This is a genomic window from Campylobacter sp. DY7 (assembly GCF_057802535.1).
Genome location: NZ_JBYJAU010000015.1, coordinates 19,081 through 36,409, shown reverse-complemented (window position 1 = coordinate 36,409; position 17,329 = coordinate 19,081). Strand labels below are relative to the sequence as shown.

General features: G+C 27.5%; 14 protein-coding genes. 6 read left to right on the top strand and 8 right to left on the bottom strand.

Annotated elements, in window-relative coordinates:
• The 8 genes from AC1B00_RS08285 to AC1B00_RS08250 all read right to left on the bottom strand — a co-directional run.
• A partial coding sequence (locus tag AC1B00_RS08285; protein ID WP_488849235.1) for a cache domain-containing protein occupies nt 1-1,043 on the bottom strand: 1,043 nt, incomplete at its 3' end.
• A gap of 305 nt (nt 1,044-1,348) precedes the next feature.
• Nucleotides 1,349-1,930, bottom strand: coding sequence for a response regulator transcription factor (locus AC1B00_RS08280; RefSeq protein WP_488849234.1), 582 nt, complete (start codon nt 1,928-1,930; stop codon nt 1,349-1,351).
• Entirely contained in the window at nt 1,930-3,222 is a 1,293-nt protein-coding gene (locus AC1B00_RS08275; protein ID WP_488849233.1) for an HlyD family type I secretion periplasmic adaptor subunit, read from the bottom strand. Before AC1B00_RS08275 ends, AC1B00_RS08280 begins: the two co-directional genes overlap by 1 nt.
• The gene (locus AC1B00_RS08270; RefSeq protein WP_239818475.1) at nt 3,219-5,354 is read right to left on the bottom strand and encodes a type I secretion system permease/ATPase; all 2,136 of its coding nucleotides are present in this window, start codon (nt 5,352-5,354) and stop codon (nt 3,219-3,221) included. The genes AC1B00_RS08275 and AC1B00_RS08270 overlap by 4 nt, the downstream gene beginning before the upstream one ends.
• Complete coding sequence (locus AC1B00_RS08265) at nt 5,351-7,243, bottom strand: bifunctional diguanylate cyclase/phosphodiesterase (protein ID WP_488849231.1); 1,893 nt, start codon at nt 7,241-7,243, stop codon at nt 5,351-5,353. The genes AC1B00_RS08270 and AC1B00_RS08265 overlap by 4 nt, the downstream gene beginning before the upstream one ends.
• Nucleotides 7,240-7,905 carry a transglutaminase-like cysteine peptidase gene (locus AC1B00_RS08260; protein WP_239818473.1) on the bottom strand — a complete coding sequence of 222 codons (666 nt, stop codon included), beginning with the start codon at nt 7,903-7,905 and terminating at the stop codon, nt 7,240-7,242. Before AC1B00_RS08260 ends, AC1B00_RS08265 begins: the two co-directional genes overlap by 4 nt.
• Before the next feature lie 5 nt (nt 7,906-7,910).
• A complete protein-coding gene (locus tag AC1B00_RS08255; protein ID WP_488849230.1) occupies nt 7,911-9,701 on the bottom strand; it encodes a TolC family protein in 1,791 nt (596 codons plus the stop codon).
• 123 nt (nt 9,702-9,824) lie between these two features.
• On the bottom strand, nt 9,825-11,120 hold the full coding sequence (locus AC1B00_RS08250; RefSeq protein ID WP_488849228.1) for a triphosphoribosyl-dephospho-CoA synthase: 1,296 nt from the start codon (nt 11,118-11,120) through the stop codon (nt 9,825-9,827).
• 50 nt (nt 11,121-11,170) lie between these two features.
• On the opposite strand from AC1B00_RS08250, the gene AC1B00_RS08245 reads away from it, so the two are divergent.
• The 6 genes from AC1B00_RS08245 to citF all read left to right on the top strand — a co-directional run bounded on the left by AC1B00_RS08245 (nt 11,171) and on the right by citF (nt 17,288).
• On the top strand, nt 11,171-12,709 hold the full coding sequence (locus AC1B00_RS08245; protein ID WP_488849227.1) for an ATP-binding protein: 1,539 nt from the start codon (nt 11,171-11,173) through the stop codon (nt 12,707-12,709).
• Nucleotides 12,702-13,352 (top strand): response regulator, encoded by a 651-nt coding sequence (locus AC1B00_RS08240; RefSeq protein WP_336611897.1) that lies wholly within the window; start codon nt 12,702-12,704, stop codon nt 13,350-13,352. The genes AC1B00_RS08245 and AC1B00_RS08240 overlap by 8 nt, the downstream gene beginning before the upstream one ends.
• A gap of 100 nt (nt 13,353-13,452) precedes the next feature.
• A complete protein-coding gene (locus tag AC1B00_RS08235; protein ID WP_336611898.1) occupies nt 13,453-14,724 on the top strand; it encodes a 2-hydroxycarboxylate transporter family protein in 1,272 nt (423 codons plus the stop codon).
• A gap of 1 nt (nt 14,725) precedes the next feature.
• Complete coding sequence (locus AC1B00_RS08230) at nt 14,726-14,971, top strand: citrate lyase acyl carrier protein (protein WP_239818467.1); 246 nt, start codon at nt 14,726-14,728, stop codon at nt 14,969-14,971.
• Nucleotides 14,968-15,783: an HpcH/HpaI aldolase/citrate lyase family protein gene (locus AC1B00_RS08225; RefSeq protein WP_239818466.1), complete on the top strand. Its 816-nt coding sequence runs from the start codon at nt 14,968-14,970 to the stop codon at nt 15,781-15,783. The genes AC1B00_RS08230 and AC1B00_RS08225 overlap by 4 nt, the downstream gene beginning before the upstream one ends.
• Entirely contained in the window at nt 15,780-17,288 is a 1,509-nt protein-coding gene (gene citF / locus AC1B00_RS08220; protein ID WP_488849225.1) for a citrate lyase subunit alpha, read from the top strand. The genes AC1B00_RS08225 and citF overlap by 4 nt, the downstream gene beginning before the upstream one ends.
• Nucleotides 17,289-17,329 lie beyond the last annotated feature (41 nt).

Below are 17,329 nucleotides of genomic sequence, written 5' to 3'. Positions count from 1 at the left end.
TCATTAATAGCTCTTGCCATTGCTCCGAATTCGTCTTTAGAGTTTAGGTTTATTTTACTTGCGTGTTTGGTTTCGTGGTTAATAAATGCAAAAACTTCAATTAAAGATTTTTGAATAATTTCAATAGGTTTTAATGAGCTTTTTATTAAGAAATATAAAACACCTATAACAACTAAAATAAACAAGCTAAATTCAATAACAGAATTCATAAAGCTTTTATGAATTGTCTCATCTATATTTGCCTTTGGCATAACTGCACAAATATCATAACCTGTTAAATTATCAACAACACAATAAGCTAAAAAATCTTCATTATTTTTGCTGAAAACAAAATTACCATTTTTGTTCTTTTTATAAGACTCATGTAATTTAGTGACGAATTCTTTTTTCCATTCAGGATTACCTAAATCATCTTTATTAGAACTTGAAATAATTTCATCGTTTTTATCAAGAATAATTGTGCTAGAATTTTTCAAAGAATTTGTTCTAGTAATTTCATCACTAAAATCATCAACTAAAATATTTCCACCAACAACAGCTGCTATTTCATTGTTTATAAATACAGGAGCAAAAATAGTTGTAGCCTGTTTGCCACTTGAAACATCTTTATAAATTGATGATAAACTTGCCTTTCTTAATTCATTAGCTTCTTTAAACCATGCTCTAGTTCTTCCGTCAAAATTAGGAATTAATCTAAAGCTTAAATCTGTTTCAGCTTTATAAACATTACCATTTGCAAGACCTATGAAAAGTCCTTGAAAATCTAGTATTTTATTATCATCTTCTATTATTGATTTTATAAATTCAGGGCTTAGGTTTTTTGCTTCTTCAAATTTATTTGCTATCTTTTTTATGTTATTTAGTTTTGAATCTATATAAGTGTTTATGTATAAACTTTTTATGATTATATCGTTACCATTTAATTCATCGTAGTTTTTATTAATAATACCTTTAACACGATTAATTTCATAGGTAGTTAAGATAACTGATGCTATTACAAGCACAACTGCTAAATAAATAGAAATTTTTTGCGATAATTTCATTTCTTGTCCTTACAAATTGAATTTTATTATTGATTATACCCCCCCCCCAATTTAACAAAAGTTAAAGTTTAGTAAAAATTATTATTAAATATAAAATATTTTAAAATCAAAATACTTTACGAATAAAACAATATAATAAAAACTATTACATTATTTTTAATAATAAAACTAAAATTCTTTCATTATTTCCTAAATGTTATTTAAAACCGAAGAGTGTAGATAAAATTATTTAATAAATAATAATAATTATTAATAAAATCAGAAAAAATAAGTATTTTATGAATAATTCCCACAAAAAGTGAGAATTATTCAATATTTTTAACAGCCATAATAAATTGAATTCTATTTTTTACGCCTAGTTTTTGATATATACTTGAAGTTATTGTTTTTATTGTTCTTTCGCTAAGTTGTAAAATCTCTGCTATTTGAAGATTTGATAAACCATCTTTTATGTAATTAGCAACAATCTTTTCTCTATCATTTAATATATCAAATAAATTACTATCATCATTTTTATAGCTTTGATTAATTAGTTTAACCATATTATCAATAATATCAGGCAAAATCCAAACCCCACCATTATTAATACAATTAATTGCATCACTAAAGTGGATTTTTTGCATTCTTGCGTTTGCATATCCTTTTGCATTAGCATTTAAGAAATATTGTGCTTCCATAAAATTAGGGTTCTTTGAAATTGCAAGACATTTAATACCTTGCTCTGATAAAGCCTTAATATTATCTACATTATCACTTATTACAACTGCATCTTTATATTTTACAGCTATTACTTCTAAGTAACTTGTAGAATAAATCCTAAAGTCACTTAAAATATCTTCTAAATATGTTCTTATTTCTTTATCTTCTAAGTTAATTATTACTTGCATTATCTTTCCCTTAAAGCATTTTGTTTTGTTTTAAAAATCGGTTTTAATAAATAATCTAATATTGTTTTTTTACCCGTAACAATATCAGCATTTACTATCATACCTACTTTAATATTTAAAGGTTTTTCATCTGTTCCTAAGTGGTTTTTATCAGTTACTACCCTAACTAAATAAAAGCTCTCGCCCTTATCGTTAGTCTCTGTATCTGCACTAATTTGCATAACCTTACCTTCAAGTCCGCCATAAATACTAAAATCATAAGCACTAACTTTTATAATCGCTCTTAAACCTTCTCTTAAGAATGCCACATCAGCAGGTTTAACCTTAACTTCTGCGATTAATTTATCATCAAGTGGAACAATTTCTGCGATATTTTCACCAGGTTTAATTACTCCTGAAACTGTGTGAATATTTAGCTTTGATACAATTCCATTTACTGGGCTTTTTACTAAGGTTCTATCCACTCTATCATCAAGACCTATTTGGCTTTTATTAATTCTTGCGATTTCTGCGTTTGTTTCGTTTAATTCTTTTTTAGAATCATTTGTAAAATTAAGCTTTATTTCATTTAATGCGGCCTCAAGTTTTGGTAATGATAATCTAGCTTGAGAAAGCTCTCCTCTAATATCGTTTAATTGTCTGCTTATTTGAAGATATTCAACCTCGCTTACGCTACCTTTTTTATAAAGATTATAAGTAAGGTTATTTTGCTTTGAAACCAAATTATAGCTTGTATTTAAATGATTTATTTTTGATTTTAATTCCTTAATCTCGCTTTGTTTTTGTGAGATTTTTTCTTTTAGTTGCTCCATATTTGTATCATACAAACTATGCTCGTTTTTTAAAGTAAGTGGAAAGATTTTTTTAAGCTCATCTTCATCTAAAATTCCTGAATCAAATTCTTTATCATTTGCTTGAGCGTAAAGCCTAATTTTTTTAGCTAATAATTCGCTAATTTTTACTTCACTCTCACCTAAAGAACTCTCAAAGGTTTTATTGTCAATCTTAAGTAAAATTTGTCCTTTTTTAACTACATCACCTTCTCTTACTAATAGCTCTTGAACTATACCACCTTCTAGGTTTTGCACTATTTGATTTTGCCCACTAGGAACAACCTTTCCTTGCCCTCTAGTAATCTCATCAACTTCTGCAACACTCATCCAAGCAATAAGACCTATTACACAAGCAATAATTATATAAAGCATTGTTTTTGTTTTTTGAGAACTTTTTGATAATACTGCTTGAGATAAGCTATTCATATAATCTAAATCATCTTTAGTATAGTTTTTCATCTACTAGCTCCTAACTTTGCTAACACTTCTTCTTTGCTACCATCTAAAATCACTTTAGAATTATCAATTACAATAATTCTATCAACAAGGCTTAATAATGATTGTTTGTGAGTAATTACTATTAAAGTCTTGTCTTTGCAAGCTTCTTTTAAATTACTTATAACTTTTGCTTCTGTTTGAGTATCTATTTGATTTGTAGGCTCGTCTAGTAACATAATAGGAGTATTTGTAATAAATGCTCTTGCTATCGCAATTGCTTGTCTTTGCCCTCCACTAATACCTTCTCCACGCTCATAAACAGGCATATCAAATCCAAGCGGATGAGAATTTACAAATTCGCTAACACAAGAAATATTAGCAGCCTTGATGATTTCTTCATCACTTGCATAAGGTGCTTTATAAACAATATTATCTCTTAAAGTGCCTTTAAATAGCATAATATCTTGAGAAACATAGCCAATGTGCTCTCTTAAATCCACAGGGTCAATTTGTTCTATATCAATACCATCTACATGAATACTTCCTTTACTAGGTTCATAAAGTCCCATGATTAGCTTTTCAATGGTTGTTTTTCCGCTACCATTTTTTCCTATGATTGCTACTTTTTCTCCTGCATTAATCTTAAAGCTAATATCGTTTAGAGATTGCTTTTTAGCTTCTGGATAAGAAAATGAAACATTTTTAAACTCAATTGCTCCTAAGAAATTATTTCTTCTTACAAATTTCTTGCCATTTTCACGCTCAACTGGCATATGCATAATATCATCAAGACTTTTATAAGCTGTTTTTGTTTGTTCATAATTTGATATAAGTGAAGCAACCTGTCCCATAGGTGAAATTGCACGAGAGCTTAAAATTACACTTGCAATTAGCCCACCCATACTAAGCTCCATATCCTTAATCATATAAACACCCATTACAACTATTGCTATTGTGTTAAATTGAACCAAAAAGCCTGTAACCATAGGAATAGAACTTGATAAAATTTTATGTTTTATACTTTTATTTGCTATTTCGCCTGTTGCTTCTTCGTAAATCCATTGACTTGATGATGCAGCACCTAAGGTTTTTATAGTTTCTAGTGTGTTTAAGCTCTCTATTAAAACTCCATTTTTAAATGCACTTGCTTGGTATGTACTTTCAATTGAGTTTTGAAGTGGCTTTCTAATACTAAAGGTATAAATTAAAATTAAAATCATAACAACAATAGGAACAATAACTAAATGCCCTGCTAGAAAATAAATAGTCGCTAAAAAGATTATACAAAATGGTAAATCCACAATAGCAGCTATACTAGCATTTGCAAAAAAGCTTTTTAAGGTATCAAATTCTTTTAAGTTTTGCGCAAAAGAACCAACGCTCGCAGGTCTTGCACTAAGCTTAATATCTAGCACTCTTTCATAAATTAAAGAGCTCATAATAATATCGCTTTTTTTAGATGCTGTTTCTAAAAAATAAGCACGAACAAGCTTAATAATCATATCTATAACATATACTACAAATACACCTAATGCTAGAACCCAAAGTGTCTCGATAGCATTATTTGGAACAACTCTATCATAAACATTCATTGTAAAAAGCGGACCTGCTAAAACAAAAATATTTATAATTAGTGATGCTAATAAAACATCAATATAAATTGATTTTGACTTTTTAAGAGTATCCCAAAACCAATGCTCGTTAGGATTGTTTTTAAGATTATTTATTTCGTTTTTTATTACGAATTCTTTCTTTAAATAAAAAGCATATCCTAAATATTCTTCTTCAATTTCTTTTCTACTTACTAAAGTAGCAGCCCCTTCAAATTCTGGGAAAATTATGCTTAATTTATCATCATCTTGAAAGCTTTGTAAAATACAAGCTCTTTGATTTTTAAGCACTAGAATGCAAGGCAAAACTAATTGTGGTATATCTTTTAGCTCTTTTTTTACTAAAGTACTTGCAAAGCCTGCTCTTTTTGCTGCTCTACTAAATAAAGATTTTTTACTATTTTTTGAAAATAATTCTATACCGCCTAAATTAGTATCATAAGGCAAACCTGCAGTAAGTGCTTCAGCACTATAAGGGTTGTTGTATAGTTTTGTAAGAATTACTAGACAATCTAATAATTCATCTGTTTTTGCGTTAATCATTTTTCTTCCTTAACCTTACTTGTGTAATTTCCTTGAACCAAGTTAATATTTAATTCCTTAATTTTTTTATAAGTTTCTTCATTTTCTATACCTATTGCAATAATTTTTACTCCTTTTGAATTAAGAATAATTTCTAAAGCGTTCTTCGCTCCACTAGCATTCACATCTTCTAATAAATCTAACAATGTTCTAGCCTGAACTTTAATATAAGCAATATTTAGCTCATTTAAAATACTTAAGTTTTCTTTATTTAAAGTAAAGTGATCAAGCCCTAATGTAATATCATAAATCTTACAAAATCTTGAAAATGCGATTAAATCTCTAATATTTAATTCTTTACTCATTGCAAGCTCTAAGAAAACTTTATTATTTTTCTTAGCTTTAAAGATTTTTTCTAATTTAGAATAATTTTCTTCTTTAATTAAATCATTTGAAACATTAATTGAAATTCCTGTTTCAAATTCTTCGCCTAAAGCCTTGCTTAATACATAAATATCTAGCTCTTTTGATAAATTAAGCTCATTTACAATAGGCATAAAATAAGAAGCATTTTTTAATTCATCTTTATATTTTAATCTTAAATATAATTCTTTGTGATATACATTATTATCATTATCTAAAACTTCTTGAGAAGCAAAACAAAAATCATTGTTATTCATAGCATTATAAATAAAGGCTTTAAATTGCTCTTTACCTAAGATAATATTATCAGTATTATTAGCCTTATTTAATGAATAATTTGTTTTATCTTTTAAAAGTAATAAGTCAAGCTCTGATAAAACTTCATTTAGCTTTTTGCCTTCATAAGAAGTTAAAGCACTGCTTATTATAAAGCTATTATCTTGAATGTTAAATTCTTTAAATAATTCTTTAATTTTTTCAAGGATAAGCTTACAATTTTCTTCAAAAGCTAAAGAATTTTCACCTAATATAATAAAATCATTTTCATTTATAGCAAACACGCATTCGCCATCGTAAGCTTTATCATTTTGTCTTAAAATATCTGATAATTTTTCTAAAAACTCAATAGATTTATTAAATCCTAAAATCTTTTTAAGATTATAAGTTTCTTTAATGCTTAATAAAAAGCAATATCCATTTGAGTATTCTTCCCTACTCTTAATAGATTCAAATTTATTTATAAAATACCTTCTATTAAATAGCTTAGTTCTTTCATCTTTATACAATAAATCATTGTATTTATCTAGCGTTTCACTCTCTTTTTCAAAAATATCTTTTACTTTTCCTACCATTGAGTTCATTGCCATTACCATTTTTCTAACTTCTTGTGTAAAAGGTAATTTGTGTTGGATAATAAATTCATGCTCAAGTATTGCTTCGGCTTGTTTTCTTACTTTATTTAATGGTGCTAAGATTGCTTTTAATGAAAAATAAATCAAAATCATTGAAACAACGCAAATAATAAGTAAATTAACAAAAAGTCCTTTTAAGGTATTATAAAGTTGTTCGTATGCAAAAGCTGGGCTAATTTGCACATATAAAGTTCCTATTTTGCTCCATTGTCTAATCTCAAAACTTTCAATAGGAGTATTGATATTTACAAGTTTTACAAATAAATCACTAACTCCAAAAAATACTTTTTCTTGATTTTTTTCATATACAACATTATCTTTAGCATCTACGAATTTTATCTCTTGATAATATCCACTATCAAAAATACTATTAATCATAAGCTCAACGCTGTCTTTATTAATCTCTTCTTGGGTTGCTATTGCAAGACCTAAAGAAGTTGCTGTGTGCTTTGCATTTGCGCTTAATTGCTCATTTATAAAATCGCTTGTTGTTTGATAATTTTTAACACCAACAATAGCAATAATAACTAAAATAAAAATTATAGAACCTAATAAAATTTGCTTAAATAAAGTCATAAATCACCCTTTTTCAAATTATCCAAATAATTTGACCAATCTTTTGTGTATTTTGAAGATTTAGCCGATAACTTACCGCTTGATGCTTGTTGTGCTAAAAATAAGTCCTTAGCATTAAACGATAGCACAGGCTTTAAATCAACTCTTTTATTTGCCCTTTTAATTGAATTTGTATTACTATCTAAAATAAACGGAATATCATCAGGCTTATCGTAATATGCTAAAACCATATGAGAAATCCACTTGCCATTTAGATTTGCATAAACGTATGTAAAAAATAGCTTTTCTTCGCTTACACCTAAATCTAATAAAGTAAGATATTTTGCAATTACGAAATCTTCACAATCTCCAAAGCCTTTTCCTAATGACTCAAATCTATTAGCCCAATAATCAGTCTTACCCCAAGTAATCATATCATCTTGCCATTTAATAATGTTAGGGTTGTTAAAAAACTCATTAACTTTTACTAATTTATTTGCTTCATCGGTATTTTTTATATCTTGCATTAACTTATCTAGCTTTTCAAGTCTTGCAACGGCTAAATCTCCATAAGCCTTTTGCATTCTTGTATAAGTTTGTGATTTTATAAAAGAAGAGCTAAATAAAGTAATACTTATAAAAAGAGTGAATAAAATCACTCTTTTAAAAAAAATCTTACCCATTCAAATTATTTAATATCAGAAATTGCGCAAGCTTTGTTAATGTATTGTCTAGCATAACCATCAACAAAACCTTCAGAAATTACGCCCATATTATTAAGCATTTTGTATTGAGTTAATAATATATTGCTCTTTGTGCTTATTAATTCTTTCGCAGCACTAAAGTATTCGCTTTGAGCATCAAGAACATTGATTAAATCTCTTTTTCCGATTTTAAATTCATCTTCATAGGTTAAAAGTGTTGATTTTGCATAATCTACATAATCATTTAAATAATTTAATTTATCTTTACTAATTTGATATGAGTTAAATGCGTAAGCATTGCTTTCGTGTAATTCTCTTAAAGTTGAATTATAATCCATTTGACCAGCTAATGCACTTAATTTGCTTTTTTCTACATTTAATTTATCTTGACCTTTGTTAAATAGATTGTATGAAAATCTTAAATAAGCACCTGCTGAAGTATCTTTTGTATCTTGTTTTAAATCTTTAAATACCTTATCTTTTGCATAATCAGCTCTTAACTCAAGGTCTAATTTAGGTAAATAATTTCCTTTTTTTACTTTTGTATTGTATTCAAGAGCATTGATGTTTTCTGCTTGAATTCTAATACTTGGATTACATTTCTTACTGATTTCATCTAAGCTCTCAAGTGAGTTTGGAAGTGCATAGGTAAATTCTGGCATTACAAGAGTATTAATATCTACATTCTTACCAAATAATCTTGTAAATCTTGAATGTGCGTCTTTATAATCGTTTTCTGCTGATAAAAGATTATTTTTAGCTAGTGCTAAACGGCTTCCTGCTTGTCTTTCTTCGCTAGCTCTTGCAAAACCAGAGCTTGTTCTATCCTTAATTAAAGCATAAATATCTTCATGAGCTTTAACATTCTTTTGTGCGATTTCTAATAATAATTTTGTTTTAATCATATCTAAATAAGCTTTTGAGCTATCATAAACTAACTCATTTGAGTTTTGAATTACTTTATATGCAGTTGAGTTTGTGATATGATTTTGCTCTGCTTTGCCATTCATATCTTTGCCACCATTGAATAAATTTTCTGTTAAAACAATAGAAGCGTCGTGAGTTGTTCCTGTTCCTTTTTGGTTTGCATTTGTATGAACTTTATGGTTTTTGCTTACATAACCACCATTTGCATATAAATTAAGCATTGGATAATACTCAGCACTAGCAATATCTAAATCTTTTAATGATTTTAAGTATTCTTGTTTATAAGAATTAATTTGTGGATTGGTTTCTAATACACTTGCAATCATTTTATTTATAGTAATTGAATTTGCGTTTTCTACTTTATTAAATGTTGGAATATCTAAGCTATTTTCATTTTCAGCATCTAAGCTATCTAATGCATTTGATACTGATGAGCTTGTTACTTCTACAACTTCTTCTTTTGTAGTATTAGCAAATAATTCATCATTGCTTGTATCTTTAGAAAATTTTGGTTCATTTGGCTTTCTAGTTGTAAAATAAGCGTCTTTATAAATAGAATTAGCTCTTAAATAATTTCTAATTTCTGTAACTCTTGCTTTTGACATATCAGCAGTTTCAACAACTACCGTGTGGTATTTGCTATTATTTGGACTTTGTGGGTCGCTTGCTCTTGCTTTTACTACAAGCTCGTTAGCATATTTGCTGTTTTCTACAACTTTTTCAATTTTAGCTTTAATTTTATTTAAGCTATCATAATCGCTTTTTTTAAAACTAGAAATGAAGATATTATATTCAGCAGCATGCAGACAACTAGCCGCAATAATAGATGTGATTAAAGTTTTTTTCATTTAATTCTTTCCTTGTATTTTAAATTAGATTAAAACAATAACTTTAATTAAAAAATTTTAATATATAAACAATATTTATAGTTTTTATGCAAAAAAATCAAAAATTAACCTATATTTAAGCAATTATTTAGAATTTATTTTATATATAAAATCAAGAAAAAACACTAATGATAAAACATCAGCACTTCCACCAAAACTTAAATTATTTTTAACATAAATATAATTAAGTCTTTTGATTAAGTTTATATAATTTTTACTTTTTTTTGTGCTTAATTTTTTACAAGTATTTTTAACTCTTTTATATTTTTCTAAATCATACTCACATCTTTTAAGTAAGCTTGTATCATCAATGATTGAACTAATATAAAAAAGAGTTCTAAGCTCTTTAAAATCACTTTGTTTATTAAAAAATTCATAAGCTTTAAATGTATTTAAAAAGCCTTGTTCAACCTCATCTCTAATACCTTTTATCCCATAAAGATGAAAACATTTTCCACCTATACTATTTAGGTTTTTATTTAGCTCGTTTTTGCATAAATTTTCGCATATTTGCTTAGTAGTTTTAGAAATATTTATAGGATTTAAATCATTTTCATTTTTTGCACATACATAAATCATAATCGCAAATAAAAACAAAGCACCTTTATGAGTATTTATATTATTAGTGGCTTTAAACATTGCATTTTCTGCAAGTTGCCCTAATCTTTTTAATCTTTTAAACTCATTTCTTTTAGATAGCATTGCAAGTGTATAAAAAGAATCAAAATACCACTTAAGCTCACTAGCACTATCAATAAAGCTTAAAAAGTTCATATCGCTGTGAGAATTTGAATTCGGAATTTCAACAAGCCCTAACTTAGGAGCAAGACTTACTTCATAGAGCAATGCTCTTAATGCTTTGCTTGAAAATTCATTCTTGCAAGGATAATTTAATGCTTTATAAACATAAAAATCATCAAACAAATCATCAATTTTTTGATAAATTTCATCTTTTGTATGAGTATTATTTCTTTGACAAACTATGGCTAATTCATCACACAAAAAGCACTTTCTACCACTTGCTCTAGCCTTAATAACTTCATTTTTAAAATATACATCAAAATCAAATAATCTTGAAAAACTATGCTTATTTTCAAGCCTAATACAATGCTCTTTTAAAGTATAAGCATCATCGCTAATTGTAAACAAACAAAATAAATCATCTAAATAAACTTTATAATTAATAGGGTTTAAAGTCTTAATTAATTCGTTAATGCCATATAAAAATAAAGCCTTAACTTCATCAATATTTTTTACTTTATATAAATAAGGAATGTTTAAACTAAAGCATATAACAGGGCTTTTAAATTCATTTTCGTAAGCTAATCTTTCTTTATATCTTTTTTCTTTTTGCTCTAAAACTAAATTAAATAAATCCAAATTAAATCCTTTTTTATATACTTTATCAAAAATCTTATTTAGGATTATAGATGAAACTATTTACAAAAATTACTTTAACATTTTTTTTAATTTCTTTTATAGTTTTAAGCATTACTTCTACATTTTTATTTTTTCAAAGCAAAAAATTAATTGAAAACGAAATAAGTCATAAAATAGAAGCTATTTCTAAAACCTTAGCAAATAATATAAATCTAAACGATGCTAATCTAAACGAAAATATAAATAAACTAAGCAAAGACTTAAACCTAGATTTTATAGTAATCATTGATAGCTCTTATAAAAGATTAACCCATCCAAATAAAAATCTTTTAGGAACTTTAGTTGAAGGCGGAGATGCTAATAGAGCAATTAGTAAAGCAGAAAGCTATATATCAATAGCAAAAGGCTCATTAAAGCGTTCAATTAGAAGCTTTAGCCCTATAATAAAAGATGAAAAGGTTGTAGGTGCTGTAATCGTTGGTGTTTTTGTTGATTATCTAAATCAAATTATCTTTGAAGAAAATAAATATAATATCGCCTTAGTAATTGCACTAATAATTATAATTTTATTCTCAGCAAAATTATTAAATAAAAATATCAAAAATGTTTTATTTGGTTTAGAGCCAAAGCAAATCGCAAATCTTTTAGCAAGACAAAACGCAATTTTAAAAACCTTAAACGATGGCATAATAGCCGTTGATGACAAAAACACAATAACTCTAATAAACGATAAAGCAAAAGAGATTTTTAAACTAGCTTTAGTAGATGATGATTTAATAGGTAAAAACGCTAATATAATTCCGCATTCAAATATGAATGAAGTCTTAAGCACCAAAAAAGCCGAAATCAATCAAGAGCAAAAGCTAAATGATATAACCATTCTAACGACTAGAATTCCATTCTTTATAGATAATAACTTTGCAGGTGTAGTTGCGTCTTTTAAAGATTTAAGAGAGGTTAAAAAACTAGCTAGTGAATTATTAGATACTAAAAAATATGTAGATGCACTAAGAGCAAATCATCATGAGTTCTCAAATAAATTACATATAATAAACGCTTTAATAGAAAATAATAAATTTAATGAAGCAAAGAATTTTTGCGATGAGCTAATAAACAAAAATCAAGATAATTTAAATAGACTTACATACAACATAAAAGATAAAGTAATATTAGCCTTTTTTGAAAGTAAATTTGCATTCTTGCAAGAGCTAAAAATAAATGTAATTCTTAATAAAAAATCATCACTTAGTAATCTTGATGATATAAATATGCAAAACGATATTATAAGCATACTTTCAAATCTAATAAATAATTCAATAGATGCTTTAAATAATGAATTAAATAAAAAGATAGAAATATTTATAAAAAACAATAAAAACTACCTTAAAATTCAATGCAAAGACAATGGCTGTGGTATAAAAGATAAAGCAAATTTATTTACCAAAGGCTATTCTACAAAAGGAGAATTAAGAGGATACGGGCTTTATTTATGTGCTAAAATTGCAGCTAATTATGACGGCTTAATAAGTGTTAGTAATTTAAAACAAGGTAGTTCATTTAGTGTAACTTTAAGGATTAATAATGATTAAGACAATAATAGTTGAAGATGATTTAATGGTTCAAGATATTAACAAAAACATACTTTTATCGGTTGAGGGTTTTTGTTTAAAGGCTAGTTTTTGTGAAGTAAGTAGTGCGATAAGCTATTTATTAAATAATGAAATTGATTTAATCTTGCTTGATTTAACTTTGCCTAATACCGATGGTATTGAGCTAATTAGAAAAATAAAAAGTGAATTTAATAAGATTGATATTATTGTTATTTCTGCTAGAAATGATAGCTTAAGCTTACAAAAAAGCTTAAATCTAGGTGTAATTGATTATATTCTAAAGCCTTTTAAACAAAATAGACTCGAAAGCTCTCTAAATCAATATAAATTAAGAAAAGAATTATTATTAAGTGAAATAAATCAAGAAAATATTGACAAAGCTCTTTATAAACAAATTGATGATTTACCAAAAGGAATTGATAAAAACTCACTAGCTTTAATAAAAGAAAATATAAAAAATTTCAGCACTTGGTTTAATGTAAATGAGCTAGAAAACTTAGTAGGAATTTCTAAAATATCTCTTAGAAAATATTTAAATTATTTAGAACAAACAAATTACCTAAGCTCAAAATTAGAATATAAAGCCAAAGGAAGACCTCAGATTTATTATAAAATCAATTAATACTTATTTTAATTATTTAAATACTTATTAAAATTACTTAAATTTACAAAATAAAAATTGTTCTTAAAATGAAATTACAAATCATTTTAAGGAGATTTTTATGAAAGAAAAACAAATCGGCGGTGTAAATTTATACGCATTTTGTGTATTTGCACTTATTGTATTTTTAACTTGCTATTTTGGCAAACTTCCTAAGGATATGGTAGGCGGTCTTGCTATTACTATGATTTTAGGAATATTACTTGGCGAAATAGGTATGAAAGTTCCTGTTTTAAAAGATATCGGCGGACCTGCGATATTAAGTATTTTCGTTCCATCTTGCATGGTTTATTATGGCTTATTAAATCAAAACTCAATAGATGCTATAACATTTTTCATTAAGCAATCTAACTTCTTATATCTTTATATAAGTGTTTTAGTAGTTGGAAGTATTCTTAGTATGAAAAGAGCAATTTTAATTGCAGGATTTTTAAAAATGTTTATTCCTTTATTTATAGGAACATTTTTAGCTATTGTGGTTGCTTATTTAATAGGCTCAGTTACTAGCATTGGTGGAGCTCATGCAGTATTTTATATAGCAATTCCTATTTTAAGTGGTGGAGTTGGTGAAGGAATTATTCCACTAAGTGCTGCTTATTCAGAGATTTTAGGAAATGCTGATTCAACAAATATAATAGCACTTCTTGCACCTGCTGCAATGCTAGGAAACTTATTTGCAATCGCTTATGCAGGATGGCTAAAAAATCTAGCTTTAAAAAAGCCACATTTAAGTGGAAACGGACTTTTAGTAAAAACTAAAGAAGAAAATATCAATTCATTAAACGATGATACCTTGCCTTTTGATATTAAATTAATGGGTGCTGGTTTGCTTGTTGCAGTGTGCTATTTCTTAATAGGAAAATTATTAAATATGATAATTCCAATTCCAGCTCCAATTATTATGATTATTATGGCTGCTATTACAAAAGTTTTAAACATAATGCCAAAAAGCTTAGAGTATGGTGCAAATTTTATCTATCAATTTGTAAGCAAAAACCTAACTTGGGCTCTTTTGGTAGGCGTTGGAGTTATTTGGACACCTTGGAAAGATGTAATCGCTGCAATTAATATTGCTTTTATCGTAATTTGCTTTAGCGTTGTTACTACAATGGCTCTTACAGGATATTTATGTGCAAGATTTTTAAATATGTTTGAGATTGAATGCTCTTGCGTTATGGTTTGTCACTCAGGACTTGGTGGCACAGGAGATGTTGCAATTCTAGGCTCATGCAATAGAATGGAACTTATGCCATTTGCACAGATTTCAACTAGAATTGGTGGAGCTTGCACGGTTATAGCTGCTACATTTTTATTTGCACAATTTGGAGTTTAAGATGATTAGCGTTGGAACTATTGAATCAAATGATTGCCTAATAAATATAAAAAAGCATAATAAATTTGAACTCATTTTTATAAATGAAGAAGAAAATCCTTATGCAAATCATATTAAAAACCTAATTAAAAATTATTGCAAAGAGCATTCTATTTCAAAGGTTTTTATTGAGATTAACGATAAAGGTGCTTTAGATTTTTGTATCTTAGCAAGGCTAAAAACTGCGATAGAAAGGCTAGGAAAATGAGAAGAACATTATTATTTATTCCAGGAAATAATGCAGGTAATATTCAAAATGCAGGATTATTCGGAGCTGACGCTATTATATTTGACTTAGAAGATGCAGTAAGTCCTATGCAAAAAGATAGTGCTTTAAATCTAGTTTGCAATGCTTTAAATATGCTAAATTATGAATGCGAAAAAATCGTTAGAATTAATTTAGAGAATGCAAAAAATGATATTTTAGCACTATCAAAAACTAAAATTAATAGCATTTTAATTCCAAAAGCAGAAAATGTAAAAGAGATTAAAGAACTTATAAAATACACAAGGAATTTAAATTCGGAAATTGAAATTTTACTTTTAATAGAAACCCCACTTGGTTTATTAAATGCTAAAGAATTAGCGTTTTTAGACGGAGTTAGTGCGCTTTGCTTTGGAGCAGAAGATTATACAAGCGAAATTGGTGCAAGAAGAAGCGAGAGTGGAGTTGAGATTGATTATGCTAGAAATTACCTATTAAATGTATGTAAGGCTGCAAAAATTGATGCAATAGATACACCTTACACTGATACAAATAATGAAGCTGGATTAATAGCTGATACAACTTATATTAAAAATCTAGGCTTTGATGGTAAATTAGTAATTAGCCCAAGGCATATTGATATTATTCATAATTGCTTTAAGCCTAGCCAAAAAGAAATAATTTGGGCTAATCAAGTATTAGATGCTATTAAAGAAGCTGAGAGTAAAAAAAGTGGAGTTATTTCACTAAATGGCAAAATGATTGATGCACCTATTGTAAATCGTGCTAAAAAGATATTAAAGGAGATTTTATGAATATTGATTACATAAAAGATTATGGAGAAGTTATTCCTTTTAGCGGAGCATTTAATTTAAAGCCTAAAGAAAGATTAGTAAAAAAGCAAATAAAATTATCAACTCCAAATGATAATAAAGTCTATACAAATGTAAAAGAATTAATCAAAAAAACAGGCTTAAAAAATGGAGATACAATATCATTTCATCATCATCTAAGAAATGGCGATAAGGTTGTAGGAATTATTCTAAAAGCTTGCGAAGAATTAGGTATAAAAGACTTAAAATTAGCAATTAGTGCTATATTTCCAACTCATGATTTTATAGTTGATTTCGCTAAAAAAGGAATAATTACTCAAATAGATACAAACTATTGCACAGGAAAAGTTGCAAATGCAATTTCTAATGGCTTGTTTAAAAAAGTTGCTATTTTTAGAACCCATGGTGGTCGTGCTAGAGCAATTTATGCAGGGGATTTAGAAATTGATGTAGCATTTATTGCAGCAAGTGCGACAGATAACGCAGGAAATATAAATGGAACAATGGGTAAAAATGCCTTTGGCTCAATCGGTTATGCTATGCCTGATGCTGATTGTGCTAAGGTTAGCGTTGCAGTAAGTGATACAATTTATCCTTATCCGCTAAGTAATCCTAGCATTACTCAAGATAAAATTGATTATGTTTTAATGGTTGATGAAATAGGCGATCCAAATGGTATTAAATCAGGCACAACAGATATTACAAAAGACCCAATTCAGCTAAAAATTGCTAAAACAACAGCTAATTTAATAGATGAGAGCGGACTTTTAAAAGATGGCTTTTCGTTTCAAACAGGAGCTGGTGGAATAAGCCTTGCAAGCGCTCATTTTGTAAAAGAAATTATGAAAGAAAAGAATATTAAAGGCTCATTTATTATGGGTGGAATAACTGCTTATTTAGTTAATTTATATAATGAAGGTTATTTTAGTAATATTTTTGATGTTCAAGGATTTGATTTAGAAGCTTTAAAATCATTACAAACTAATCCTAATCATTACGAAGTTAGCTCAAGTTTATATGCAAATATTCACACAAGTTCTCCTATCGTAAATAGACTTGATTGCGTTGTTTTAGGAGCTACTGAGGTTGATACTAGATTTAATACTAATGTAATGACAAGCTCAAACGGGATGATTATGGGTGGAAGTGGTGGTCATAGCGACGCTGCTGCAGGTGCAAAACTAGCAATAATTACTACTAATTTAATTAGAACTAGAAAAGCTATCGTAAAAGAAAAAATAAACTCAATTACAACTCCAGGCGAAAGCATTAACGCACTTGTTTGTGAATACGGAATCGCACTAAATGATAAAACTTTAGCAAAAACTCTAAAAAACTCAAGGTTAAAAATCCTTGATATAAAAGACTTAGCTAGTATTGCAAATGATATTTGTGGAGTTTGCGAGTATGAAAAATCAAATAAAAGAATAGTAGCTGTTGTTGAATATCGCGATGGCAGTGTAATTGATGTAATAAGACAAATCTAAAAAAATAAAAGAATTTGAAATAGGAATTTCAAATTCTTTTT

Bases quoted from the DNA above. Each gene is read 5' to 3' on its own strand.
- AC1B00_RS08280 (WP_488849234.1), bottom strand. From the start codon at position 1,930: ATGCAAGTAATAATTAACTTAGAAGATAAAGAAATAAGAACATATTTA.
- AC1B00_RS08275 (WP_488849233.1), bottom strand. From the start codon at position 3,222: ATGAAAAACTATACTAAAGATGATTTAGATTATATGAATAGCTTATCT.
- AC1B00_RS08270 (WP_239818475.1), bottom strand. From the start codon at position 5,354: ATGATTAACGCAAAAACAGATGAATTATTAGATTGTCTAGTAATTCTT.
- AC1B00_RS08265 (WP_488849231.1), bottom strand. From the start codon at position 7,243: ATGACTTTATTTAAGCAAATTTTATTAGGTTCTATAATTTTTATTTTA.
- AC1B00_RS08260 (WP_239818473.1), bottom strand. From the start codon at position 7,905: ATGGGTAAGATTTTTTTTAAAAGAGTGATTTTATTCACTCTTTTTATA.
- AC1B00_RS08255 (WP_488849230.1), bottom strand. From the start codon at position 9,701: ATGAAAAAAACTTTAATCACATCTATTATTGCGGCTAGTTGTCTGCAT.
- AC1B00_RS08245 (WP_488849227.1), top strand. From the start codon at position 11,171: ATGAAACTATTTACAAAAATTACTTTAACATTTTTTTTAATTTCTTTT.
- AC1B00_RS08240 (WP_336611897.1), top strand. From the start codon at position 12,702: ATGATTAAGACAATAATAGTTGAAGATGATTTAATGGTTCAAGATATT.
- AC1B00_RS08235 (WP_336611898.1), top strand. From the start codon at position 13,453: ATGAAAGAAAAACAAATCGGCGGTGTAAATTTATACGCATTTTGTGTA.
- AC1B00_RS08230 (WP_239818467.1), top strand. From the start codon at position 14,726: ATGATTAGCGTTGGAACTATTGAATCAAATGATTGCCTAATAAATATA.
- AC1B00_RS08225 (WP_239818466.1), top strand. From the start codon at position 14,968: ATGAGAAGAACATTATTATTTATTCCAGGAAATAATGCAGGTAATATT.
- citF (WP_488849225.1), top strand. From the start codon at position 15,780: ATGAATATTGATTACATAAAAGATTATGGAGAAGTTATTCCTTTTAGC.